Annotated in this window: 19 protein-coding genes and 2 pseudogenes; 19 read left to right on the top strand and 2 right to left on the bottom strand. The window is 41.3% G+C overall.

The features are described from left to right. The first annotated feature begins 52 nt into the window (after positions 1-52). The 14 genes from H6G92_RS30675 (at position 53) to H6G92_RS30610 (ending at position 20,618) form a co-directional block, all read left to right on the top strand. Positions 53-514: a phage tail protein gene (locus tag H6G92_RS30675; RefSeq protein WP_190899534.1), complete on the top strand. Its 462-nt coding sequence runs from the start codon at positions 53-55 to the stop codon at positions 512-514. Further along, entirely contained in the window at positions 514-960 is a 447-nt protein-coding gene (locus H6G92_RS30670) for a phage tail protein (protein WP_190899532.1), read from the top strand. Before H6G92_RS30675 ends, H6G92_RS30670 begins: the two co-directional genes overlap by 1 nt. A 4-nt stretch (positions 961-964) precedes the next feature. Continuing rightward, positions 965-1,126 (top strand): DUF5908 family protein, encoded by a 162-nt coding sequence (locus H6G92_RS30665; protein WP_190899530.1) that lies wholly within the window; start codon positions 965-967, stop codon positions 1,124-1,126. A 3-nt stretch (positions 1,127-1,129) separates the two neighbouring features. Then, positions 1,130-1,804, top strand: coding sequence for a CIS tube protein (locus tag H6G92_RS30660; RefSeq protein WP_190899528.1), 675 nt, complete (start codon positions 1,130-1,132; stop codon positions 1,802-1,804). 2 nt (positions 1,805-1,806) lie between these two features. Continuing rightward, on the top strand, positions 1,807-3,549 hold the full coding sequence (gene vgrG, locus H6G92_RS30655) for a type VI secretion system tip protein VgrG (RefSeq protein ID WP_190899525.1): 1,743 nt from the start codon (positions 1,807-1,809) through the stop codon (positions 3,547-3,549). 265 nt (positions 3,550-3,814) lie between these two features. Continuing rightward, positions 3,815-4,093 (top strand): PAAR domain-containing protein, encoded by a 279-nt coding sequence (locus H6G92_RS30650; RefSeq protein ID WP_190899523.1) that lies wholly within the window; start codon positions 3,815-3,817, stop codon positions 4,091-4,093. 18 nt (positions 4,094-4,111) lie between these two features. Next, positions 4,112-4,567: a GPW/gp25 family protein gene (locus H6G92_RS30645; RefSeq protein ID WP_190899522.1), complete on the top strand. Its 456-nt coding sequence runs from the start codon at positions 4,112-4,114 to the stop codon at positions 4,565-4,567. Positions 4,568-4,878: 311 nt separating this feature from the next. Further along, the gene (locus H6G92_RS30640) at positions 4,879-7,941 is read left to right on the top strand and encodes a baseplate J/gp47 family protein (protein WP_190899519.1); all 3,063 of its coding nucleotides are present in this window, start codon (positions 4,879-4,881) and stop codon (positions 7,939-7,941) included. A 17-nt stretch (positions 7,942-7,958) separates the two neighbouring features. After that, positions 7,959-10,565, top strand: coding sequence for a diguanylate cyclase (locus tag H6G92_RS30635; protein ID WP_190899518.1), 2,607 nt, complete (start codon positions 7,959-7,961; stop codon positions 10,563-10,565). A 24-nt stretch (positions 10,566-10,589) separates the two neighbouring features. Then, positions 10,590-13,325 (top strand): hypothetical protein, encoded by a 2,736-nt coding sequence (locus H6G92_RS30630; RefSeq protein ID WP_190899516.1) that lies wholly within the window; start codon positions 10,590-10,592, stop codon positions 13,323-13,325. Positions 13,326-13,608: 283 nt separating this feature from the next. Next, on the top strand, positions 13,609-15,159 hold the full coding sequence (locus tag H6G92_RS30625) for a contractile injection system tape measure protein (protein WP_190899513.1): 1,551 nt from the start codon (positions 13,609-13,611) through the stop codon (positions 15,157-15,159). Then, positions 15,117-16,493: an ATP-binding protein gene (locus H6G92_RS30620; protein ID WP_199345043.1), complete on the top strand. Its 1,377-nt coding sequence runs from the start codon at positions 15,117-15,119 to the stop codon at positions 16,491-16,493. The genes H6G92_RS30625 and H6G92_RS30620 overlap by 43 nt, the downstream gene beginning before the upstream one ends. A 145-nt stretch (positions 16,494-16,638) precedes the next feature. Beyond that, a complete protein-coding gene (locus tag H6G92_RS30615; protein ID WP_190899511.1) occupies positions 16,639-19,845 on the top strand; it encodes an eCIS core domain-containing protein in 3,207 nt (1,068 codons plus the stop codon). Positions 19,846-19,898: 53 nt separating this feature from the next. Continuing rightward, positions 19,899-20,618 carry a hypothetical protein gene (locus H6G92_RS30610; protein ID WP_190899509.1) on the top strand — a complete coding sequence of 240 codons (720 nt, stop codon included), beginning with the start codon at positions 19,899-19,901 and terminating at the stop codon, positions 20,616-20,618. A 470-nt stretch (positions 20,619-21,088) separates the two neighbouring features. Here the strand turns inward: H6G92_RS30610 and H6G92_RS30605 are convergent. Together H6G92_RS30605 and H6G92_RS30600 are read right to left on the bottom strand one after the other, a co-directional pair. Further along, positions 21,089-21,355 (bottom strand): annotated as a pseudogene (locus H6G92_RS30605) (hypothetical protein); the annotation flags it as partial. 44 nt (positions 21,356-21,399) lie between these two features. Next, entirely contained in the window at positions 21,400-21,777 is a 378-nt protein-coding gene (locus H6G92_RS30600; RefSeq protein ID WP_190899507.1) for a helix-turn-helix domain-containing protein, read from the bottom strand. Positions 21,778-22,015: 238 nt separating this feature from the next. On the opposite strand from H6G92_RS30600, the gene H6G92_RS30595 reads away from it, so the two are divergent. The 5 genes and pseudogenes from H6G92_RS30595 to H6G92_RS30575 all read left to right on the top strand — a co-directional run. Then, positions 22,016-22,888, top strand: coding sequence for a hypothetical protein (locus tag H6G92_RS30595; protein ID WP_190899505.1), 873 nt, complete (start codon positions 22,016-22,018; stop codon positions 22,886-22,888). Between the two features lie 155 nt (positions 22,889-23,043). Then, positions 23,044-23,370 carry a hypothetical protein gene (locus H6G92_RS30590; RefSeq protein ID WP_190899503.1) on the top strand — a complete coding sequence of 109 codons (327 nt, stop codon included), beginning with the start codon at positions 23,044-23,046 and terminating at the stop codon, positions 23,368-23,370. Beyond that, positions 23,363-23,566: a hypothetical protein gene (locus tag H6G92_RS30585; protein WP_190899502.1), complete on the top strand. Its 204-nt coding sequence runs from the start codon at positions 23,363-23,365 to the stop codon at positions 23,564-23,566. Before H6G92_RS30590 ends, H6G92_RS30585 begins: the two co-directional genes overlap by 8 nt. A 22-nt stretch (positions 23,567-23,588) precedes the next feature. Continuing rightward, the gene (locus H6G92_RS39810) at positions 23,589-24,002 is read left to right on the top strand and encodes a hypothetical protein (protein ID WP_242059369.1); all 414 of its coding nucleotides are present in this window, start codon (positions 23,589-23,591) and stop codon (positions 24,000-24,002) included. 125 nt (positions 24,003-24,127) lie between these two features. Beyond that, positions 24,128-24,464 (top strand): annotated as a pseudogene (locus tag H6G92_RS30575) (hypothetical protein); the annotation flags it as partial.

The raw sequence follows: 24,464 nt of genomic DNA, 5'->3' as shown, positions 1-24,464 counted from the left end.
GGATTGATTCTGAATTCTGAATTCTCCTTTAACAATTATCAAGGAATAAACTATGCCTAGAGATCAAAAAATATATCCGATTCCCGTCTTTCATTTCTCTGTTGATTGGGGTGGGGATGCACGCGGCGAATATTCTGCGGGATTTTCAGAAGTCACTGGACTAACCCGGGAAATCCAAGTTATCGAATATCGTGATGGGATAATACCGGAATATTCACCCATCAAAGTTGTCGGTCTTCACAAGTACACCAACGTCATGATGAAGCGCGGTATCGTTCTCAGCGATAATGACTTCTACAAGTGGGTGGAAACAACGCTACTCTTAAACAAAGTCGAAAGGCGTGACCTCACCATCAAACTGTTAGATGAAACCCACAGTCCGGTGATGTGGTGGAATGTGCTGCGGGCTTTCCCAGTCAAATTAGAAGGACCGCAGTTAAAAGCCAGTGGGAATGAGGTAGCGATTGAATCTATCGAAATTGCCCACGAAGGTATTGAAGTCAAAATCAAATAATGCCTAACTATTATCCACCTGTTGGCTTTCACTTTAAAGTGGAGGTTCTGGGACTATCAGCCAATGATAACGATGTGCGGTTCTCTGAAGTCAGCGGACTCGCAGTGGAAATGGGAACCGAAGAAATAACTGAAGGTGGGGAAAATCGGTTTATCCAAAAATTCCCCACCCGTGCAAAATACCCAGATTTAGTATTAAAACGGGGGCTAATGCTGAATTCAAAACTTATAACCTGGATCAGAGAGTGCATTGAAGACTACAATATTCGTCCCAAAAATATCGATATCAATTTGCTCAATGAAAAACATGAACCTTTGTTAACCTGGCATGTGATTAACGCTTATCCTACTAAATGGGCGGTGAGTGACTTTAATGCATCAAATAATGCGGTAGTAATTGAAACATTACAGTTTTTTTATCAATATTTCACCTTAGATAAATCTTAAAACCATGCCCATAGTTGTAGATGAAGTCGTGATTTCTGTCGAAGTTAACAACCAAGCATCAGGCGGTGCGACAACTGCGCCTTCTAGCACTGATGATAAACAAGCCATCATCAGCCAATGTGTAGAGCGTGTGTTAGATATCCTCAAGCAAAAGGAAGAACGTTAAACTATGAGCGACAGAGGAACACTGGAAAAACTCACGATTCTATCCTATGAAAAAGCTGATTATTCGGATAAACAACCAGTGCCAAAGTTTGAGGCTTATGTTAATCCGAATGAAATCACCATTGCCTATGAAATAGAATATGACGGCGCACAGGGAGCGGGTACTACTAATAGTCGGATGAACTTCAAAAAAGCAAAGCCTGGTGATATGTCACTTACCTTTTTTCTTGATGGAACAGGTGCTAATGGTCAGATGATTGAAGTTCAAAAGAAGGTAGAAGAATTTCAAATAGTCACAGGTTACAATGGCAAAATCCATCGGACGAGTTATCTCAAAATTGTCTGGGGAACTCTACAAGTAAAGCGTTGTGTACTCAAAAGTGCCTCGATCGCCTACAAGTTATTTAAACCTAACGGTGTGCCATTACGAGCAATTATTACTGCCAACTTTACTGATAATTCCGATGATAAAACCCGGCAAGCGATCGCCCAAGATGAGTCATCTGACCTAACGCACATTCGTTTGGTGATAGCAGGCGATAAGCTGCCTAACCTCTGCTACGAGATTTATGGCGATCCAAATTACTATCTGCAAGTCGCCCGTGCCAATCAGATTGAAAACTTCCGCAAGCTGACACCCGGCACTAAGATTTTATTTCCACCAATATTGAAAAATTAGCCATGCCCGAAACCAGGACATTACCGATTTCTATTGAACACCGTGAATTCACCGTGAAGGTAGGAGGCGAAGCGGTAACGCGTGAATCCCAATTGTTAGCAGTGTATGTTCTCAAGGCGATCAATAAAATATCTTCTGCACGCTTAGTATATTTGGATGGTGCTGCATCTAGTAGCGATTTTCCTCTCAGTAATGCCAATACATTCATCCCAGGTAAGGAAGTGGAAATCCTGGCTGGAGCTGATAGCAATGCTGTATCTATATTTAAAGGAATCGTTATCCAGCAAAATCTCAAGGTGCGTGACAACAGCGCCCCTCAGTTGGTAGTAGAATGTCGCCATCAAACGGTGAAACTCACAGTAGGCCGCAAAAATGCTTATTTCTTTGAGCAACCAGACAGTGACATCATTAGCAAGTTGCTAGAGAATGCACGAATTAATGCAGTTGTAGACAGCACATCGGTGATTCATCAACAACAGGTGCAGTATGACTCCACCGACTGGGATTTTTTGCTGACGCGGGCCGAAGCAAATGGAAAACTGGTCTTTACCAATAGCGATCGAGTTATAGTCAAAGCACCCACTTTTAATAGTGCGCCAGTTTGCTCACTTCAGTTTGGTTCAACAATCATCGAAATGGACGCAGCAATTGACGCACGTCTGCAATATAGCGCCGTTAAGAGTTTCACTTGGGATGCTAGCCAGCAAAGTGTGCTGACGAAAGAAGCTGCTGACCCAGAATTGAACAGTCCAGGTAATTTGGAAAGTAATGACTTAGCATCTGTGGTAGCACTTGACCATTATCAACTCCAACATATAGCCGTCAGCGAAGAAGAAGCACAGGTATGGGCGAATGCCCAATGGCTGAAATCTCAAATGAGCAAGGTAAGCGGGCGTGTCAAATGTGAAGGTATCGCAACGGTGAACCCAGGAGATATGATTACCTTGAGTGGAGTAGGCGATCGCTATAACGGTAATGTGTTTGTTACAGGTGTGCGCCAAGACTTTGACTTAGTGCAAGGCTGGAAAACACATATTCAGTTTGGCAACGCTGAAAAATGGCTGGCTGAAGAAACTAATGTGGCTGCACCGAAAGCCGCAGCCCTTTTACCTGGGATCAACGGCTTGCAAATCGGTGTAGTAGTAAGCAATGAAGACCCCAATGGCGAACATCGTGTACGTGTGCGGATGCCCTTAGTGAATAATCAGGAGGATGGTACTTGGGCAAGAGTAGCAGCTGTAGATGCCGGTAATGACCGTGGTTTCTTCTTCCGTCCCGAAGTTGGGGATGAAGTGGTGTTGGGATTTTTGAATGACGATCCACGACAAGCGATCGTTTTGGGGATGCTGCATAGCAGTGCCAAAGCCGCACCTCTGGAAGGAACTGATGCCAATCACGAAAAAGTTTATCAAAGCCGTTCCAAAATGAAACTTTACTTTAATGATGAAAAAAAAATAATGCAATTGGAAACGCCAGCAGGCAATAAAATCAGCCTGAGTGAAGAAGATAAATCTATCAAAATTGAGGATCAAAATGGAAACAAAATTGCTATGACTCCAAACGGTATCAAAATCGAAAGTAGCAAAGCGATCGAACTGAAAGCTGGGACAGAAGTAAAAATAGAGTCGGGTACTTCATTTAGGGTCAAGGGTGGCACAGATATCAAATTGCAGGGAACATCAGGCGCAGAAATTTCCAGTACTGCAACGATGAAAGTTAAGGGTAGTTTGGTGCTGATCAATTAATTGTTGTTGAGTATAACTATGAATTAGTCTCACGCAAAGGCGCAATCGCTCTTAACGATCTCGTTCGCGGAGCGTCTCGTAGAGAAGAGTAGGTGCAAAGAAAAGAGGTAATTTTGGCATTTAATATTTTGATTCGGCAACACCGAAATTTGCATATCATTTGCGTAATTTAGAAAATTTTACTCCCTACTTCGTACTCCCCCAAAGTGAAAGTTACAGTTGACATTTTGCATTTTATAATTATTTATTTATAGGATCAAACATTATGCCCGCAGCAGCACGAGTCGGCGATACAACTAATCATGGGGGAACTATCATCGGTCCTGGAGTTAGTAATGTTTTAATCAGTGGCAAACCCGCTGCCATAGCTAGTGATATCCATGTTTGCTCGCTTCCACCCAACGCACATCAACCTACAACAAGTGTCTTTCCTATCGGTAGCACTCAAGTGTTAATCAGAGGAATGCCAGCACTGCGTACATCTGATACTTGTATCTGTGGAGCGATGGTAGCTGTTGGCGATCCGACTGTGATTATTAATTGAACATTAGCACGTGTCTTTATGGAAAAAAACGAATCGGACATAACATATACTTCTTTCTTGGGTACTGGCTGGAGTTTTCCACCAGAGTTCTTACTTGAAAGCGGTGTAGTATTGATGAAATCAGATGAAGAAGATATCGAGGACAGCCTGAAAATCCTTTTGGGGACTGCTGTCGGCGAGCGTTTTCTGAATCCTAAATATGGTGTCGATATGCAGGAAATTCTGTTTGATGCCATCAGCACCACAACGAAGACATTCCTGGAAGATCGTGTAAAAACGGCGATTTTAATTTATGAGCCAAGGATTAACTTGCTTTCCCTAGAGTTGGATACTTCAAGTCAATATGAAGGCAAAATTAATATAATAATTAGCTATCAGATACGGGCTAGCAACTCACGATTTAATCTCGTTTATCCGTTTTATACCACTGATGCCAATGAAGTCAGAGCTAACTTTGTAATTCCTAATTTGTAATCCAATTTTATATTTTAGATTTTGGATTGTGAATCACCTTCCAATATTGCTCGGTTAAGCCTAAAAAATAAAAATGTGTAGGTTAGGTTGAGGAACGAAACCCAACATTTTGCGGGGTTTGTTGGGTAAGGCATTGCCTCAACCAACCTACGAATATTCTTAACTTAGCATCCTACGAGACACTATGCGAACGCGCAGAGAAGGATGCCAAGAGAGAAGGAATAATCATTAAGTGCAAGTTCACGGAGGATTGGTATTACATTAAATTTCCTGGAGCAACTGCTAAATGAATTTAGGTGAAAGAATTCGATATGGCTAACAAAGATATTATTCAAAATATAATTTTTCAACTAGGACAAAGCCAAGATGATCGCTTGCTGCAAGAGTTAGAGATACATTTTGCCGATGTGGATGAACGCACTCCTGAAGAGTTATTGCTGTTCACTAAAAAAATCGCCGAGTTTGTTAATTACTATCAAAATAATATTGCTGCTCCCACTAATAATTGGAGTGCATTTTTTCCTTATAACCAAACAGAATTAAAACAGTTAATTGAAAATAAAAATGCTGATATATCGCCTCATTTGGCGCTCTTGTTGGGATTTTTAGAAGTCTACAAACAGCCCCAGGAAGTGATTAATCAAATTACTGCAAATCATCTGGATTTTTATTATAAGGATGTATTGCGGTTACAGCAAAAATCTGCTGTGGCTGATAAAGTTCATCTGTTAATCGAACTGAAAAAAAATGCTGCACCAATAAATATTTCACCAACAGATTTATTTTCCGCAGGCAAGGATAATACAGGTATAGAATTGATTTATGTTCCAACTAGAGAAACAGTAATTAATATATCCCAGGTAGATTCTTTGCGCTCTATTTTTTTGGATAATGATGGCGCTGGAACAGTGCGTTACGCTCCGATCGCCAATTCCACAGATGGTTTAGGGGGTAAACTACCAGGGGATGAGGGCAAGTGGTTTGGCTTTGGTAATCAGAACTTACCCGCAGCGGAGGTGGGCTTTGCGATCGCATCACCTGTACTGCGAATGCAAGAAGGAACTCGCAAAGTTATAGTAAACCTCCAACTAAATAATTTAGACAAAACGAAATTAAACAATACATTGCTTGTGGGTGCATTTGAAGTCTTCATCACTAGTGAAAAAAGTTGGTTAGGGCCTTTTATAATCTCTCCTATCTTAATTAATAATAATGTCCTAACATTCAACTTCACTGTCCGTGAAAGTGATAAAGCAGTGATTGATTATGACGCTGCGATTCATGGTTATTCTTATCACACTCAGTCTCCTATAATCCAGGTCTTGTTAAAAGCTGGTAACACCAAAATCGGTTATAAAAGTTTTCAAAATGTTACTTTACAAAAAGCCAAAATTACAGTAGAAGTATCAGGCATTACTTCTTTGCAGCTAGAAAGTGATAGCGGCGGATTAGATGCAAAAAAAGTCTTTATCCCTTTTGGATTCCAAGCAACTAAAGGTTCGCGTTTCATCGTAGGTTATGCAGAAGCCCTGACAAAAAAACTTGCAGAAGTAAGCATCAAAGTACTATGGAAAGATGCGCCTGCAAATTTTGCCACTCACTATAGCGGATATGGTACATCTGTAGATAATAAGTATTTTACTGCTACTGTTTATTTTAAAGATGGTGGCACTTGGGAAAATACGAGTTACGGACAACATTTGTTTAACTCTAATAACGCATCGTTTGAACAGATATTCACCTTCACTCGCGGTAGCTCTTCAGCATCGCCAAGTATCACCGAGGGGATGAAATTGTATGCCTTGAGCCGTTCTGGTAGTTTTTGGGCTAGGAATGTAGCGAGAAAGTATGTACTGCAAAAACCTGTATTCTCATCCTTCCAAACGGTTGCACCAGAAGGACGAACTGGTTTCATTACCTTTTCACTGGAAAAAGATTTTTTGCACTCCACTTATCGGCAGAAATATATAGAAAACGTGATGACATATCGCGTCAGACGTAAAGTTTTTACATTATTAAATGAACCTTATACACCCACTATTCAAAATATTTCACTTTCATATCAAGCGTATTCTGACGAAGTGAATATCGCATCTAATTTACTCAATGAATTTGCCAATAGCGATTTGCAATTTTTTCATATAGCCTATTTTGGACAGATGCGAGAACATGGCTATCAACGCCAACAAATTAACTTTCTTGCCGATAAAAGTGTTTCACTTTTGCCTGCATACACTCACGAAGGTGAATTATTGATTGGGTTTAGCAAGCTGAATCCTGGTGATAGCGTGAGTGTACTATTTCAAGTTGCTGAAGGCAGTGCTAATCCAGAATTGAACCAAGAAGATATTACTTGGTTTGTCCTGTGCGACAACTATTGGAAACAGCTAAGTAGAAGTGAGGTAATACTTGATACCACTAATCAACTACTTACTAGCGGCATTATCAAATTTGTGATTCCGACTGAAACTACTACTAGCAATACGATTTTACCTGGCGATCGCATTTGGATTAAAGCAGCCGTTGCCCAAAATGTAGACGCCATTTCCCAGTTGATAGAAGTAGCTGCCAATGCAGTTGAAGTACAATTTAAAAACGGTGGCAACGACTCTCAGCATCTGCTAATTGCGTTGCAAAAAGGTAAGATTACTAAACTTAAAAACGGACTATCGCCAATCAAGTCAGTGCAACAACCTTTTGCATCTTTTGGTGGCAAACCAGTAGAAACAAACAAGACCTTCTATACCCGCGTATCAGAAAGGTTACGCCACAAAAACCGATGTATCACAGCTTGGGACTACGAACGGATTATTTTAGAAGCATTTCCCAATGTCTATAAAGTCAAATGTATTCCCCATGCAAAAGAGAATTCCTGGTTAGCACCGGGAAATGTCTTGATTGTAGTCATACCGGATCTAAAAAACAAAAACGCAATAAATCGATTGCAGCCGAAAGTAGATGCTGATACCATCAGCCGCATCACTGCCTACGTACAAGAACGTGTTGGTATGCAAGTGAAAATTAAGGTTAAAAATCCTCGTTATCAGAAAATACAAGTAGATTTCAAAGTCCAATTTTACACAGGCTATGAATTCAACTATTACAGCACAGCACTCAAACAAGAATTGGTTCAGTTTCTATCACCTTGGGCATACACAACAGACCGGGATATTTTATTTGGAGGTAAAATATATAAATCTGTGCTGCTTGATTTTGTAGAAGATTTGAATTACGTCGATTACGTCACCGATTTTAAAATGTATAGCTACATCGGTAACAGTAATAACTATATTGATATTAACGAAGTACAACCGGAAACACCTGATAGTATTTTAGTTTCTGATGATACACACATCATAAATAAAATCATTTAACAACCTACCTAATTGTCATGCTTTCCCAACTCACTATTTCTCAACAGAATACTAGTCAAACTGCCTTTGATTATCAGCAGTTGTATGCCATTGGGTTAAAGCATGTGCAGCGATTGTCCAGCCGGATTTGGACTGATTATAATGTTCACGATCCCGGCATCACTACCCTTGAGTTGTTGTGTTATGCACTTAGTGAATTAAGCTACCGTGCATCGTTTCCCATCGCCGATCTTTTGGCAAGCGAAAGCGCCAACTCAGAGAATATGCAGCAGCAATTCTTTACGGCGCGTCAGATATTGCCTAACCGTCCTTTGACTTTATTAGACTATAGAAAGTTATTAATTGACCTCGAAGGGGTGAAAAATGCTTGGCTACAACCTGCAACAAAAACTTACTATGCAGATATAGTTAAGGGGAAAGTGCTGTTAAAAAATCCTAACCAACCGGGGATAGTGGAGGTCAATCTCGCTGGGCTGTATGATGTAATTATTGAGTATACAGAAGCGATCGCTGATGAATCAGCGAAAGAGAAAGTGATAGCGGCTGTGAAACAGCGATTGCAGTCTCATCGCAATTTGTGCGAAGACTTTGTGAAATTCACGCCAGTAGAAACACAAACCTTTATCCTCTGTACCGAATTGGAATTAACTCCCGATGCAGATGTAGCCAAGGTGAAAGCCGAAATACTTTTTCAAGTGCAAGATTATCTCGCTCCATCTGTTAAGAACTATTCACTAAATGAAATGTTGGAGCGAACTAAAGCAGATGGAAGTTTTTACACCGCCGATGAAATTTTTGATGGCCCTGTACTTGAAACTGGCTTTATTGATAACGAGGAACTAGCACAAGCTAATTTACGCATAGAAATTCGTCTGTCTGATATTATCAGTATTATCATGGATATTCCAGGTGTTCGGGCAGTTAGAGATATTGTCATCAATCCGGCATCGGCAGATAAGAACACTCCTCCAGTACCATTGACAAATAAATGGTTAGTGCCTGTAGAATCTGGCAAAAAAGCATTGCTTGAACGAGGGGTTTCGCGTTTGGTATTCTACAAGCGAAATATGCCTGTAATCGCTCCCCAATCTCAGTATAATGATGAGTATCAAAAATTATTTGATGCCGCTAGAGACAAGGAAGAAAAAAAAGTTGCATACGACTTTGATATCCCCTTGGGAAAATATCGACATCTAGGTAATTATTATTCCTTTCAAAATGATTTTCCGGCTGTCTATGGACTAAGTGAATCAGGACTAAGCAATGCAGTTGGTGAAAAACGCCAAGCCCTAGCTTATCAACTCAAAGCCTATCTGCTTTTCTTCGACCAATTAATGGCTAACTACTTTGCCCAATTAAGCCATGTCAAGGATTTGTTTTCTACCGATCCTCAGTTTCATCGTACTTATTTTTACCAAGTAGTGGACTCTTTTGCTAATTACAACAACATATATAGTACAGCCGATGTCATAGATACACTTCAGATAGACAACGATGTACAAGAGGTAAGCAGTGGACTTCATAGGCGTCACCGATTCCTCGATCATCTCATAGCCCGATTTGCGGAAAGATTCTCTGATTTTGCTGCTATTTCCTATGTTGCTCTTGGTTTTAGCCCCCAAAGCCTAGTTAGTTACAAGTGTGAATTTCTTAACAATTATCCGGTGATTAGTAGCGAGCGATCGCTAGCATATAACTACAGCCTAAAAACTGAGGGCGATTTATGGAATACAGAAAATGTCTCTGGGTTAGAGAAACGTTTAGCCAGACTATTAGGCATCCGTAATTATCGACGCCGAAATCTGAGTGAGATTGTTTATGATGCTGACATAGAAGTATATACCAACCCAAGTAATGAATTCAGTTTTCGCATCAATAAAAAAGATACAACGGAAGTTTTGAGTAGCACTAGCAGTTATGCTACATCTGAACTTGCACAACAAGCTTTAGAGCGTACTATTGATTTGGCATTGCTGCCTTCAGGCTACGAGCGAAAAGTTGAGAATGGTCAACATTATTTTAATATCATTGACCAGATAGGAAATGTATTAGCTAGAAGTAGTAAAGATTTCGATAATGTAACGAAGATGAATCAGGCGATCGATGAAATCATCGAATATTTGCAAGAACATTACAGTAATGAAGGTATGTATCTTATTGAAAACATTTTGCTGCGACCTGAGCCTGACCAGGAGAGCGATCCTTTTCTACCTATCTGCCCTGACCCCAACTGCACCGATTGTACAGAAGCAGACCCATACTCTTACCGCATTCATATTATCTTACCAAACTATACTAGCCGCTTCAGCAATATGTATTTCCGGCAGTTTGTTGAGACAGTGATTCGTGAAGAAACACCTGCCCATATTCTGCCCAAAATTTGTTGGATTAGCAAAGAAGATATGGCTACACTAGAAAAACTTTACCGCGATTGGATTTACTTAAAAGCGGAAGTAGACACAACACAACGCCAAGAGAAACTTGCTAAATTCATCGAGACATTATTTAAAGTTAAGAATGTGTACCCCTCCAATAATTTGTACGAGTGCAATAGTCCTGAAGAAGAACCGAAATTTATCCTTGGAACAACTGCCCTTGGTACAGCAAAGAAAGATAAAGCCTAACAAATTATTTCATCAACTAAATTTATGACTAACATATCGGTACTGCAAAGTCTACAAAATATCTCCACTGGCTACAGCGTTTTTGAACCAAACCAGGTGTTAAACTCTGAACAACTCAACAGCATAGCCAATTATCTTGATGACCAGACACGACTGACAAGAGTCAAGCTGTTAGGAGTTGGTATTGCTTGCGGTTTACGCGTTTCGATGCAGGATGACAAAGTGACAGTTACTCAAGGTGTGGGTGTCACTACAGATGGCGATTTACTTTATTTTAATAACGACACCGTTTTTGACCGATTCAAATCATACGATAAATCGGATCTTGGTTATGCCCCATTGTATGAAAATGGAGATGTTAAGGGGAAAATGATCCCTGTTTATGAATTGGTACCAGAGAATGTCAACGATGAGGGTGCTAGTTTATTGAACAAATTCAACTCGCAACCAGGAAAGTCCCTAAATAATATGGTAGCTGTTTTGTTGATGGAAAGTTACGTCAAAGATGACGATCTTTGCTCCGGTACTGACTGCGATAATTTGGGTAAAGATTATATCAACACCATCAAGCTGCTAATAGTAGAAATCTCATCGGCAGGATTGTTGAGACCAAAGATTTCTACCCCAGACCAGGCATTCACCGGACTCAGTGAAATTGTCGCAAATCGGCCCTTCTTTTCTTCATCCATTAATGACCTCAATCAACTCACCAGTCAATATCGCCAAGCTTGTAATACAATTTACCAAGAACTAATTCCTCGGCTTACTACATTAGCATCATATTCCACAGATTCTTCTGCACCTTTTTACACTTTTTTAAAAGATACATTTTCGTCAGCTTCCATTACAACTTTAAACAACATAAATGCTGGATTCCAATCACGAAGTGGTAATTTCGGCATCCAGTATTATTATGATTTCCTCAAAGATGTTGTAGAAACATATAACCATTTCCGTGACCTTTTATTTGGCGATACAACTTGGTGTTGTCCTGATATAAAAAGTTTTCCCAAACATTTGCTACTAGGTCATGTATTACCAGACGGTAATGATGAGATCCGCACAGATTTTTATCCTTCACCAATTTTGAGCCGGACAGCCGAACAGTTGAACCACGCCAAGTTTTTAGCCAAGAAACTAAATACACTCATAGAAACATTTCAATTACCCCCAACTCAAGCATCCATTCGTATAACCCCAAGCCTAACTGAAGAACATCCTTTAGAAGAAAGATCAATTCCCTATTACTATCAAGTAAACCAAATAAATCCAATTGAGAAAAGCTGGAATTACCGCCTCCATCAACGCCGCAGGGATGCTTATAATTATTCCTATAATGCCAATGAATATAATGCGCTAGGAGGTGCAGCTAATCCGCTAGACTCACAAATTGGTCGATTTTCCTTCTTTCGCATTGAGGGGCATTTAGGAAAAAATGTAGCAACAGCAATAAATGCGATCGAAGAACTGAGTAAATCCAAAAACCTGCCCTTTACTGTTCGCTCAGTTTTGTTAGGAACAGATAAAACCAAATTATTTAAAAATCCCAATATTCGCTATACAGACTTGCATCGCTTACACTATATGCTGCGACAAGATATGTATTATCAATTAGATGAAGTAGCGCAATTGAGTGCATCTTTTCAACAGGCGGTAAATACTGGGGTGGTAAATGATGAGAAAGATGCGGCTCAAACGAAAACGATTGCTGCTGACAAGAATACAAATATTCAGCAAAAGGCAGTATCTGCACGCACAAAACTAAACCGCAGCTATTCTCAATTTAGGGCTGATACCTCTTGGAAGAGTGATATCAATGATGTTCTTAAAACTTCTAGCGAGTTCAAATCTAACATGGGAGAAGTGGCGAGAACAGAATATAGCACCGCTTTTGATTCACTAATTAGTAACACACAAGTTCTCTGGCTAGACTGGTTGGATGAAATTATCCGTGACAAAGATGATAAAGAAGATAACAAAATTATTTTTAACAACTTTGTATCCCAACATCCAGGTATTGAGCATTTTGCTGGGGTAGTGCGAGGAGGAACTTTTGTGTTGGTATATGACAGTAACAACACTGTTATAGCTGATTTTATGTTGCCCTATTACCTCCCAGATACCAGTGAACAAGAACCCAATGAACCTGTGCTAAAAACACCAGATGTGAAAAGACCAAAGGGGGGTGTTACAGTTATTCCTTCACGAAATTATTATGTAGGAAGTAAACTCAATGAGTTCAAAATGCAGATAGAGCCACAATGGAACGAAAAATTTGATTTACAAAAACAATACTTTAATATTTATCAAGATTATGTCAAATCCACAAGTAGTATATTCAGCAATATTAGCGGCAAACAGTTGATAGGTACAGATACCAGAAAATTTGCTGATGCACTGCTTGGCAACTATCTAGAACAAACAAATAACAAAAGAGAGAAAGTTGATATCCTCAAACAAAAGGCTCAACAACTTAATTTACAAGATGAAATACGTCAAAATTTTGAACGGCAAGCCCAATCAGCAGAAATAGAACTGGCTCAATCTATCCAAGAAACAACTAATTATATTGCTCAAGCAAAGTTGGATGTTACTACAGGTAGTGAAGGCTTTACAGCCATGCAGGAGATATCTAACAGCGTCAGAAAAATCACTCAACCTGAAGCTTTAAAACGCCTACAAGAGGGATTAACAGGAGTTAAGAATAATACAACCAATGCTAACTTAAATGTAATAATCACAAACATTTTAAGACGTTGATAATACAGCAGAATGCAAAATACAGAATTTAGTAATCATACAGCACATTTCATCTAAATGAAGTCTAAAAGAATGTTTGAAAAGCTCTCTTGTTAGTAGCAAAATGTTTTAGCTCCTCCTAAATTCCTCTTAAAAAGGGGGACTTTAACTCCGGTTCCCTTAAAAAGGCAGGATCTAAAAGTGCCTAAAGTCACAGCAAAATACTTTTCAAACAGCCTCTAAAAGGATGAGCATCCTGCCCAGACCACAAGATTGATTCAAAAATCAAATAGGAGTTCTCTAGATGTTAAACTTGCCACATAGAATCCGTAGGTTGCGCTGGCAGGTGACTACAAGTACAGCCGCTGACGCTTTTGTCATTCGGAAACAGTTGTACGATCAATGGCAAGATTTGTTGCAAACCGCTTTTGCAAAAGCATTTGACGAAGCAGCAGATGGTAAATCGTTAATCCATATCCCGAAAATTGAACTTAACTTGAAAGTCACTTCTCAAGAAGAACTGGCGAAGGTATTACCTGATTTACTCGAACAGCAAGTTAGAGAACAACTTCAATTGATTCTTCAAGAGAACTTTCTCATAAATAGGCAGGTTGTTTTACAAAAAAAATCGACAGTACAGCAAAACCAATTTGAAATTTTACTTGATTACTTGCACACAGGTTCAACGCCTTGGCAAGCAGCATATAGTTCTACATCGCAAATAGCAATTGCATTACAGGAAACTTGCCATGAGCAATGGTTGCAAATCTTGGATTATTTGCTTCATAAATCTGAGTCGGTCGCATTCTATTTTCGCTTGATGCAACTCATACCTCAAGAGGAATTGCTGACTTTGGTAACTGCACTGGCTGAAAATATTCCACATACATGGAAAAACGCGGTGGTGCAATTTATTACTTCAGTTTTGGCTGAGGAACAAAGGCTTTTTAATCGATATACTCAACTAAAATTAGTTGCAGTTTTCTTATCAGAAAGTTTGGCGAGGCAAACAAGCAATGTGATTCCTGACTTTATTAAAATTGCAGAAGGTTTACTATCACAGAAGGAAAATAATACACTTACTACTTTTACTGCTACACTTCCACCATCTATTGCTATTTTGTTTCAATCCCAAGAAGAAAGTATCAGTAAATCGGTTGATAATTCAATTTCTCAGATAATTGATTCATTGAATCACAGAGAAATTCCATCGGAGTTAAATGCAGAAACAATTGATTCATTGAATCACAGAGAAATTCCATCAGAGTTAGATGCAAATCCAGATATTATACAAAGGGAAATGCTAGAAAAGATGCTTCCTCTGATATCAGATGAAGATGAGTTTCCATTGGCGGTAAAATATGCAGGACTAGTATTAATACATCCATTCATCACCCGACTTTTTGAACATACCGGAATCAAACAGACAGGAAACAAAGAACTTTTATTATCAGAAACTACACGTGCTGCTGCTTTGCTTCAGTTCTTAGCCACAGGTTCTGAAGAAGTGTATGAATATGAGCTTGGCTTAATTAAAATTTTCTTGGGTTTGCACCCGGAAACACCACTGCTTATTTCCGAAGGGCTGATACAGCCAAATGATAAAGAAGAAGCTGAAGTCGTGTTGCGATCGCTCATTAGTTACTGGGATGTATTAAAAAATACCTCTATTGATGGATTGCGCTCTTCTTTTCTGCAACGCCAAGCTTTAGTGCGAGAAACTGAGGGCAGTTGGAAAATTCAAGTGGAACCTCAATCTTTTGATATGCTGCTGGCTCAACTTCCCTGGAGTATCAGCACGATCAAATTCTCATGGATGAAAAAACCAATTTATACAGAATGGCAATTGCCCTAACTGAAAATGCTCAGGATCTTGTGTGCGAACTCAATTGGTTTGCTGAAGTCCTCGATGTCCGACTGAAGTCTTACTTCGATCCAGAAAATACAGCCAAGTCTGTGTTTGAAATTTCTCCCCCCGATCTAAGTAGTAGTAATTCTGATTACGCTCAATTTGTCCGCCAGCATCAATTATCTAGCAGCGATCGCTTAGTTATCCTATTAGCATTAATTCCTCACATCCGCCCACAACTTTTGGATGTACTTTGGATTAAAAATGAAGCTACCGAACGCGGCTTCACTGAATTTGGCGGATTGCAAGGTGCTACTCATAGTGGCTTTATTCCCACAGGTGAAACTGTCGCCTTTATTTTGGCAGGTGATGACTTAATCACTCGTTTCCAAATTATGCACCTGTTTGAAGGTGACCACTTATTCGCCCGCTACAATATTCTTTATCTTGCTCCTGTGGCTTATGGTGAACCGTTGTTAAGCGGGGCATTGGTAATTTCACGCGATTTTTTATATCGATTCACTACTGGTATCGAGCGTAAACCCAACTTCAACAGCGATTTTCCAGCCCGGCTGATTGAGACGCAACTAAGCTGGGAACAGCTTGTGTTACCTTTTACCACCTTTGAACAGTTAGATGAAATCAAACATTGGATTCTCCACGGTCAACAATTACTACATGATTGGGAAATGAGCCAAAAGTTACGACCAGGTTTCACCAGTCTGTTTTATGGCCCACCAGGTACTGGCAAAACCTTTTCCGCTTGTCTGCTGGGTAAACACTGCAACTGTGATGTTTACAAGATTGATCTGAGCATGATTGTTTCTAAATATATTGGTGAAACAGAAAAGAATCTGGCAAAAATTTTCGATATGGCTGAATACAAAAACTGGATACTCTTTTTTGATGAAGCCGATGCCTTGTTTGGCAAGCGCACTAAAGTAGATGACTCACACGATCGCTATGCTAATCAGGAAATCAGTTTTTTACTACAGCGAATCGAGGAATTCAATGGAGTTGTGCTTTTAGCTTCTAACTTGAAAGGAAACATTGATGATGCATTTCTTCGTCGGTTCGAGTCAGTGATATATTTTCCGATGCCCAAACCAGCCGAACGCCTGCGGATTTGGAAAAGTGCATTTTCTCCCAAAGCTAAATTAGAAGATAAAATTGACTTGGACAGTTTGGCTGAGAAGTATGAACTTTCAGGAGGTACTATTATGAATGTAGTACGATACTCATCGCTGAAAGCACTTAGTAGAAATAAAAATGTGATTTTATTAAAAGATTTAGAAGAAGGCATACGTAGAGAATTTTTGAAAGAAGGTAGAACAGTTTAATGTTAATTTGCGTATCATTATTACCACTCAGTTTTCCAAAAAAGTAGCGATCGCCAGATAATATTAACAGCACAAAAATATACGAATCCGATTTTAATTTTAATAAATCGCCTGGGAACCGGAATCATCTTAGGAGCCAAAGAGTTTGGAAACTGCCGCACAAAAAACTGTGAATCGTGCTGCAACTGTGCAAAAACCAGCAGCCTCCATTAAGACGGTACAGCGCCAAGCTGTATCCGCAGGTTCGGTACATTTACAAAGCTCGACTAAGGTTTCCTCTCCACACGATCCGGCAGAAAAAGAAGCCGATACCACGGCAAAAAAAATTATGCGGATGGCAGTGCCGGAAAGCTCCATTGGCTATGTGAAGACTGACAGTGGTGGCGTGTTCAGGCAGGTGAAACAAGAAGAGAAGGATAAGAAAATACAACCTAAATTGCGTTCTTTGCAGGTATCGCCTTACATCACCCGTTTTGCCGATACAGGTATTTTCACAAAACAAGCAAAAGAAGAAGACAAGATTCAGCGCCAAGGCGAAGGACAGCCGAATGTATCCTCTAACGTCGCCGCAGATATCCAAAATAGTATGACGGCTGGTTCACCGTTGCCGCTTACCGTGCGTCGGTTTATGGAACCGCGCTTTGGTGCTAATTTTAATAAAGTAAAAATCCATACTGGGGATAAATCCGCCAAACTCAATAAGCAGTTAAATGCCCAAGCCTTTGCAATGGGCAATCATATCTTCTTTGGCAAAGACAAATTTCAACCCGATAGCCAAGAAGGTAAAGAACTGATTGCTCATGAACTCACACACACCATCCAGCAGGGAGAAGTTGCCCAGCGCCGCGAAGATGTCAGCGTCACCCAACAATCACCGATCCAGGTGCAACGGTTGGGACTTAGTGATGCCTTAAATTATTTTGCTGATAAAGCCAATCTCATTCCTGGTTTTCGGATGTTCACGATTGTGTTGGGGGTGAATCCGATCAATATGAGTTCCGTCGATCGCAGTGCAGCGAATATTCTACGCGCGATCGTGGAATTTATCCCCGGTGGAGGATTGATTACCCAGGCACTTGACAACTACGGTGTATTTGAGAAAGTTGGTAAATGGGTAGAGTCGCAAATCAAATCACTGGGTTTGGTTGGTAGTGCTATCAAGCAAGCAGTTACCCAGTTTCTCGATTCGCTCTCATGGACTGACATTTTCGACCTGGGTGGAGTTTGGAACCGAGCTAAATCGATATTCACTGACCCCATCGATCGCATTATCAGTTTTGCTAAAGGACTGCTAAACGGAATCATTGAGTTCATCAAAGACGCCATTCTGCGACCACTAGCCAAGCTAGCGGAAGGTACCAAGGGTTACGATTTGTTGAAAGCCGTCCTAGGTAAAGACCCTGTAACGGGCGATCCGGTGCCGCAAACAGCCGACACACTAATTGGCGGCTTTATGAAGTTGATCGGGCAGGAAGAGGTCTGGAACAACTTAAAGAAAGCGAATGGGGTCGCCCGTGCTTGGGCTTGGTTCCAGGGCGCGATGGCTTCTGTTATGGGATTTGTGGGGCAGATTCCCACCCTGTTCCTAAATGCCTTCAAGTCACTGGAACTGGTAGACATTGTGCTGGTGCCGAGAGCCTTTGCCAAAGTGGTGGCTGTATTCGGCAAATTCATGGGCGATTTCATGAGTTGGGCTGGCAATGCTGTTTGGAACCTGCTGGAAATTATCTTTGATGTAGTCAGTCCTGGCGCGTTTGGCTACATCAAGAAAACTGGTGCAGCCCTCAAGAGCATCCTGAAAAACCCTTTACCCTTTATTAGCAATCTCGTGAAAGCCGCCAAACTCGGCTTCCAGAACTTCGCCGATCGGATCGGTGGACACCTGAAAGCTGCGCTGATTGACTGGTTGACGGGTTCCCTACCTGGGGTTTACATTCCCAAAGCATTCTCCCTGAGTGAAATCGTGAAGTTTGTCTTCTCAGTACTGGGACTGACTTGGCAAAACATCCGCCAGAAGCTGGTGAAGGTGGTTGGTGAGACTGCTGTTAAGGCGATGGAAACAGGGTTTGACATTGTGGTGACGCTAGTTACACAAGGGCCAGCAGCAGCGTGGGACAAGATTAAAGAGCAACTCGCCAACCTCAAGGATATGGTGATTGGGGGCATTACTGATTTAGTGGTGGATATGGTGACGAAGAAGGCGATACCCAAGATCGTCGCCATGTTCATTCCTGGTGCAGGCTTCATCTCGGCGATTCTGTCCATCTATGACACCGTGATGGTGTTTGTGAACAAGATATCGAAGATTATTCAGGTAGTTACTGGCTTCATCAATTCTATTACTGCGATCGCCAGTGGTGCGATCGGTGTTGCTGCCAGTCGCGTGGAAACCACCCTCGCTGGTTTGCTTTCTCTAGCTATCAACTTCCTCGCCGGTTTCGCCGGACTGGGTAAGGTATCCGACAAGGTGATGGGTGTCATAAGCACCAAGGCTCGCAGCCCTATTGATAAGGCGATCGATTGGCTGATCAACTGGATTGTGACGATGGCGAAGAAGCTGTTTGCGAAGGCCTTTGGGAAGAAGGATTCGGCTGAAGCCTTTGCTGCGGTAGGCGCTGTCGTTGATCAGGCTAAGGCACAGGGTGCTAATCCGGAAGAATTGAACGCTCGCCTTGCACCACTCAAAACGCAGTACCAGTTCAAGAAGCTCACTGTTGTAATCAAGGGGGATGAATCGGAAATAGATGCTGAAATCAATCCGGTCAAAATTTGGAAATATGCAGGTCAGATCAAGATGATCATCATCTATGATCCATCATGGCCTCTGGACGAATTTATGTCGAAAGCTAAAGCCATTCAGCGGGCAGCAACAGCAGGTCGGTTAATGACCTTACCTCTTGACCCAATTACTAGCAAACAACAAACGACCAAAGCTGAACGCGGTGGTGAGCAGGATGCTTTGCGCGATAAGGTCAGAACTTTTATCCTAACCAAGGTAACAGAGAAAAAGGAACAAGCCAGACTACTTGCGGGATTGTCGTTGCTGCAAGCGGATCACCAACTAGAATTACAGATGATGGGAGAGGACAAACCAGGGAATTTGGCGCTTATTGAAGGTGCAATGAATAAAGCATTAGGCTGGAATGATTTTCGACCTGCACTGAAAGAGTTGCCGCCCGCAACAAAGATTTCTGAAGTAAGGATTGATATATCGGCAGTTGAGAAGCAGAAACAAAAGAAAAAGAGAGTACGTAGAACGGGAACAGCAAATCAATTGAAAGCGGAACTACTTAAATACGCGAAAGGCGGAGAAATCGTCTCAGTTCGTTCATGGTTCAAACTCGAAGAATAATAGTGTGGGAAATTAACTTGTGCTAAAGATTTTGAACTTCTGGAGGTATTTGTATGCCTGACTACTTGAAACGATTTAATGCACTAGTTAAAGATTTGGCAACCTATCCATACATTGAGATTATGGAATATGTTACCCATCCACCCGTTCATCTAACTGACCTTAAAGCTGTTGAAGCCCATTTAGAAGCACCGTTAACAGAAGCAATTCACAGTTTTTATGAGCAGACCAACGGTCTCAAGCTGCACTGGCGCATCAAACGCGATCTATCGCTAGAAGAAACAGAAAAACTTAGAAACAAGAGCAGCGATTTTTATGTTCTAATAGCTGAATATGTAGATGATCCATTCGCCAATATTCATCTGCTCCCAATCCAGGATTGCATCTTTAAGTATAAATGGGAGCAACTGGCTACTGCTCACTGGGAAAAAACGATTGAGTTCAAAGATACTATCTATCAAAGGGAGGATTTTAAAAAACAGCTTAAACCATTCGATCTGATCAGTTCTGAGTATTGTATGGCATATTTTTTTGAAAAAGGCAATGGTAATCCATCGGTTCTGCTTCTCAATGAAGAGTGTTCCGAGTGGATCAATTCGCGTCTGACGGATTTTGAGTCATACATCGAAATGCTTTTAGCAACTAGGGGCATTGTTGAGGCTAGGGAAAAAATCTTCGCCACTGAGCATGGAGATAGTGAACCGCCTTTTATTGCAGGCTCAGATTATTGGGAAAAACACTACACCCCAAAGATTTTTGAGGGTAGCAAATAACTTGGCTATTTATCGTTGATATCTGACCGCTTACCGATGCAAAGTCCAAAAGCCTAATGCACTGAACGAACAAGGATATCCTTCCTATTGATCCGTCCGAAAATTAAATTTGCGATCACTGTCTAGAACACCGATTCAGTAATAAAACGCGAAGCTGGAAAACCATATTTTTAGGTCATTTAAACCAAAATTTCCTTCATACGCCTCAAAGAAACCTGAATTTTTCGTCATGGCTCTGATTAATGAATCAGTGTTCTAGAACTCTCACTTGCAAAAGTGCGATCAATCTTTTGAGGTTTGGGATGAAAGAGCGATCGTGGATGTGGGGGAAAGCGTCATCAGTGGTTGCGGGGACTGGAAAGTGCGATCGCTGGTTGCGGGAACTGAAAAATGCTATCGCTGGAGATCGAGTAAGTTTGAGAGTAGAGGCGATCGCTGTATAGAAATATTACAGGAAAAGAGCGAGATATAAATGTTTTATGCGTGGAGCGATAAAGCCGCCTGTCCCTCAATTCTGTCAGCGCTTTCCCTGCCTCAAAAAACGCCCTTTCCACTTTCCTCTCTAGGTGCAGGCGATTGCGAATCTCCTGCTCGGTCAATTCAGGTACTTCAACAGCAGGAACATCAATGATTGCTGAAGCCGGATTTTCTGAAGGGGCGATGTCTGAGTTGAGCAATCCTGGATCGAGTGATGTGGCAGAGGTGGCCTTTTTACGCTTATGGGGTGGAGTGTTCATTTATCCACCTCTTCTAGCTCAAGTATGCTTAGGAGGAAAAATACTTATGATGCCTCCTTATTTGGCGTTAACCATACTACCTGAGTATTAGTTTTAGCTGATTTACCAGAACTAGGTAATCGCTCATTCTCGGCTTTTTCTACTGCTGTTGGCTGAATTTCAGCAGTTGTAGGATCACCATCATGATCAAAAGTATAGTCAAACAAATCTCCCGGTGTAATGACACGGTTATCACCCGTAGCTTGATATGCCTTCGTCAAACCGTTGCATAGACTGTTTAAAACTCTCCCACTGATCTGTTCAATCTCATCGGCATTTTTTAGTTTTGAGATAGAGGTTGGGTGAATACCCGAAAGTTCAGCAAGCTCCTTGTTGCTGATTTTTTTTTCTGCCATTAATATCCTAAGCCGCCAACGAATCATTTTTTGAGAGTCTTTTATTCTTGTCCTTACTCTCATAGTTTCCTCCACTAATGCTTTTATAGCTAGCTTGCTTTTTACTTCAAGTGATTCATTTTAATATAGCAAGGAAAATAATTAATATGCAAGCTTGACATAAATATAGCGACCTTGCTATATTTATAGTTAGCAAAAGGCGATCACCCCTCTCTCGCAAATTGGAAGCGATCGCCCTTTGACCCTTTTTACAGGAAATCTTATTATGACCCATCCAACATACACACAGCAAGCCCTCTCCCGCTATAACCTCCCCCGCCTCAAAATAATCGCTGCCGAACTCGGCGTTACACCCGCCGGCGACAGAAGAGCGACTGAAACCTGGGTAAACGCAATCATCACCCACCAATCCACCCAGCTTCAAAAGGTTGACAACCAAGCCCTCGCCCAAGCCGAACTCGACAACTACATCGCCGACCAAGCCCAAGCCGTAGCTCCCGAACCCCTCACAATAGTCGAAATCTCTTTTGACCATCACGAATATTACGCTGATGACAAACTGGTAGGCAGCATCAGCTATGACGACAACCACTTAACGCAACCCTGGGTAGTAATGGTCAACAGTAAAGAAGTATTTCGTGCCAACACTCTAATGTGTTGCGATCGCTTCATCTGCACTCACTATAAAGACGGCTCATTACCTGTGCAAGAAGAAGCAGAGGTGCAGGGGAGCAGGGGTGCAGAGGGGAAAAACTTACAACAATTTTCTCCTCTGCCCCTCTGCGCCTCTGCCCCCATGCCTTCCTCTTCGACCGAAAACCAAATCATGGCGCATATCTTCAATGAGTGCCAAAATTACGGGTTTGAAATTCTCGATGATGGCATTTACAACAACAAGGGCGTGAAACTGGGGCAAGTCGGATGCACTGATGGTAACTGGTGGGTAAAGAGGCGTTATTCAACCCAGCAGCAGTATTCTAACTCGGTGCTTGATGCTGTGCTATCGCTGTCGATGGTGGACGTGTCTACTGATGATAAATCCATTTTTGATGAATATTTTTTAGACCAACCCTTAGAACAGCTAACTGGCGATAAATTGCAACGGCTGCTGGAGAGAGCAGAGTTAGTCACAGCGTAATCTTGGGCTTCGCCTGGGAAAAGGTTAAAGGGAAAGGGGAAAAGGTAAATTTCTTCATTCCTTTCCCCCTTACCCCTGCCCCTTATCCCCACTTCGTGGGGGCCCCACCTTCCCCTTTTCCCTAAAACACATTCCCTTCATTCACCTATTCATCTATGCAACCGACAATTTCAATTCCCCAACACTGGGGCTACCCTCGCTTTAGCTTAGAACAGCGTACAGAACAAGGCACGATTCTAGGACTTTACTACTACCCATTAGGCACAGAGTTGGCTGAACAATTTGATGAAGGATGGCGTTACGTATTGATGCCTAATAAAAACTCTGACGAAATATCGTACTTGCAAGAGAATCAAATCCAACCACTTACACCAGAAGAATTATTCCACCAAATAACCGCAGAGATTGACTTTTATCAACAGCAAATAAGCATTCTCAACCGACAGTTAACCGTATTAACTAGAGGTGCAAACAATGGCTAAGGAAGCAAACAACGACTTTGAGCGTAGGGCTAATCATTTGCTGCGTTCGATTCGGTTTTCTGGCGGTTGTGTTCCTCTACATCGTTTGCAATTCCAAGTTTCAAATTCAGTTATTCAAACACTGCTGGATAAAGAACTAGTACAAGTGCAGAACACGGGACGCGGCTTTTTGTTAGAGATTGCCAAGGATTTTTAGGTTATTAATCCCAGAGGACACAATGATGAAACTTTACGCGAAAACCATTTCAGCTACTCTCCCAGATTGGGCAAGCGTCGTTAAACAAAGTGCAGATTTGATTGAGATTGAAATCAACGATGAACACCCTAATTTTCAATCTCTGCTTGAAGAGTTAGAAACCGAGATTGAACCAGGAATCATGGGAGTGAAAGCAGTTCGCGAAGAGTGCCGTAGGCAAGATTTATGTTCACGGCTTGGCATTGAAATGTCTAACCCAAATCTGCACTACTTAGTTGAACAAGCCCAAAACCTGATATCTGAAATTGCTACGCACCCAGACTACAGACAACTCTTTTCAGCAGGGTATCAGCCAGATTTAAACATTGCTGATGCTCAAACTGCACTGACTTATTTGCAGTCGGAACTAGAGCGGAATCGAGAACCTTCTAATTAGTACAAAAGCGTTCACCTAAAGGAATGCCATTACTTCAGGTGAACGCACGGAAGTTTCTCTTCCGCTACAGAATTCCCATTATTGCACACAGAATACCAATCAATAAAACTTTAACCGAGGTGAACATGGTTACTGAAATCAAACTAGGTTTATGCAACCTTCCAGAACCCATCTATTTATATGTCAAAAACGCTGAGTTAGGTGGAGAATCTTACCTGTGGTATCACTACGATATTGAGAGGGAGAAAACCATCCCTGTTTCCCAAAGAGCATTAACTGGTTATCTGTCTGAACTGCGATTTACGACTAAAGAGTTCAAAGGGAAGGATAATCTCAAGCTGGACATTGTAGTGAGTGCTGATGAAGTTTATGTCATCAGAAGTGGTGTTGAAACAAATTTCACCAAAAGCTTTCTCTTGGCTGCATCAGGTGTACAGGATTTTTCTAAACCACTGATTATTG

The sequence above is a fragment of the Nostoc foliaceum FACHB-393 genome (assembly GCF_014698505.1).
GTDB lineage: Bacteria > Cyanobacteriota > Cyanobacteriia > Cyanobacteriales > Nostocaceae > Nostoc > Nostoc foliaceum_A.
This window is presented reverse-complemented; position numbering and strand designations above follow the sequence as displayed.

Excerpts from the sequence above, each read along its gene's own strand:
- H6G92_RS30675 (WP_190899534.1), top strand. The coding sequence starts at position 53 with ATGCCTAGAGATCAAAAAATATATCCGATTCCCGTCTTTCATTTCTCT.
- H6G92_RS30650 (WP_190899523.1), top strand. The coding sequence starts at position 3,815 with ATGCCCGCAGCAGCACGAGTCGGCGATACAACTAATCATGGGGGAACT.
- H6G92_RS30640 (WP_190899519.1), top strand. The coding sequence starts at position 4,879 with ATGGCTAACAAAGATATTATTCAAAATATAATTTTTCAACTAGGACAA.
- H6G92_RS30635 (WP_190899518.1), top strand. The coding sequence starts at position 7,959 with ATGCTTTCCCAACTCACTATTTCTCAACAGAATACTAGTCAAACTGCC.
- H6G92_RS30660 (WP_190899528.1), top strand. The coding sequence starts at position 1,130 with ATGAGCGACAGAGGAACACTGGAAAAACTCACGATTCTATCCTATGAA.
- H6G92_RS30620 (WP_199345043.1), top strand. The coding sequence starts at position 15,117 with ATGGATGAAAAAACCAATTTATACAGAATGGCAATTGCCCTAACTGAA.
- H6G92_RS30645 (WP_190899522.1), top strand. The coding sequence starts at position 4,112 with ATGGAAAAAAACGAATCGGACATAACATATACTTCTTTCTTGGGTACT.
- H6G92_RS30670 (WP_190899532.1), top strand. The coding sequence starts at position 514 with ATGCCTAACTATTATCCACCTGTTGGCTTTCACTTTAAAGTGGAGGTT.
- vgrG (WP_190899525.1), top strand. The coding sequence starts at position 1,807 with ATGCCCGAAACCAGGACATTACCGATTTCTATTGAACACCGTGAATTC.
- H6G92_RS30625 (WP_190899513.1), top strand. The coding sequence starts at position 13,609 with ATGTTAAACTTGCCACATAGAATCCGTAGGTTGCGCTGGCAGGTGACT.
- H6G92_RS30595 (WP_190899505.1), top strand. The coding sequence starts at position 22,016 with ATGACCCATCCAACATACACACAGCAAGCCCTCTCCCGCTATAACCTC.
- H6G92_RS39810 (WP_242059369.1), top strand. The coding sequence starts at position 23,589 with ATGATGAAACTTTACGCGAAAACCATTTCAGCTACTCTCCCAGATTGG.
- H6G92_RS30610 (WP_190899509.1), top strand. The coding sequence starts at position 19,899 with ATGCCTGACTACTTGAAACGATTTAATGCACTAGTTAAAGATTTGGCA.
- H6G92_RS30630 (WP_190899516.1), top strand. The coding sequence starts at position 10,590 with ATGACTAACATATCGGTACTGCAAAGTCTACAAAATATCTCCACTGGC.
- H6G92_RS30600 (WP_190899507.1), bottom strand. The coding sequence starts at position 21,777 with ATGATTCGTTGGCGGCTTAGGATATTAATGGCAGAAAAAAAAATCAGC.
- H6G92_RS30585 (WP_190899502.1), top strand. The coding sequence starts at position 23,363 with ATGGCTAAGGAAGCAAACAACGACTTTGAGCGTAGGGCTAATCATTTG.
- H6G92_RS30665 (WP_190899530.1), top strand. The coding sequence starts at position 965 with ATGCCCATAGTTGTAGATGAAGTCGTGATTTCTGTCGAAGTTAACAAC.
- H6G92_RS30590 (WP_190899503.1), top strand. The coding sequence starts at position 23,044 with ATGCAACCGACAATTTCAATTCCCCAACACTGGGGCTACCCTCGCTTT.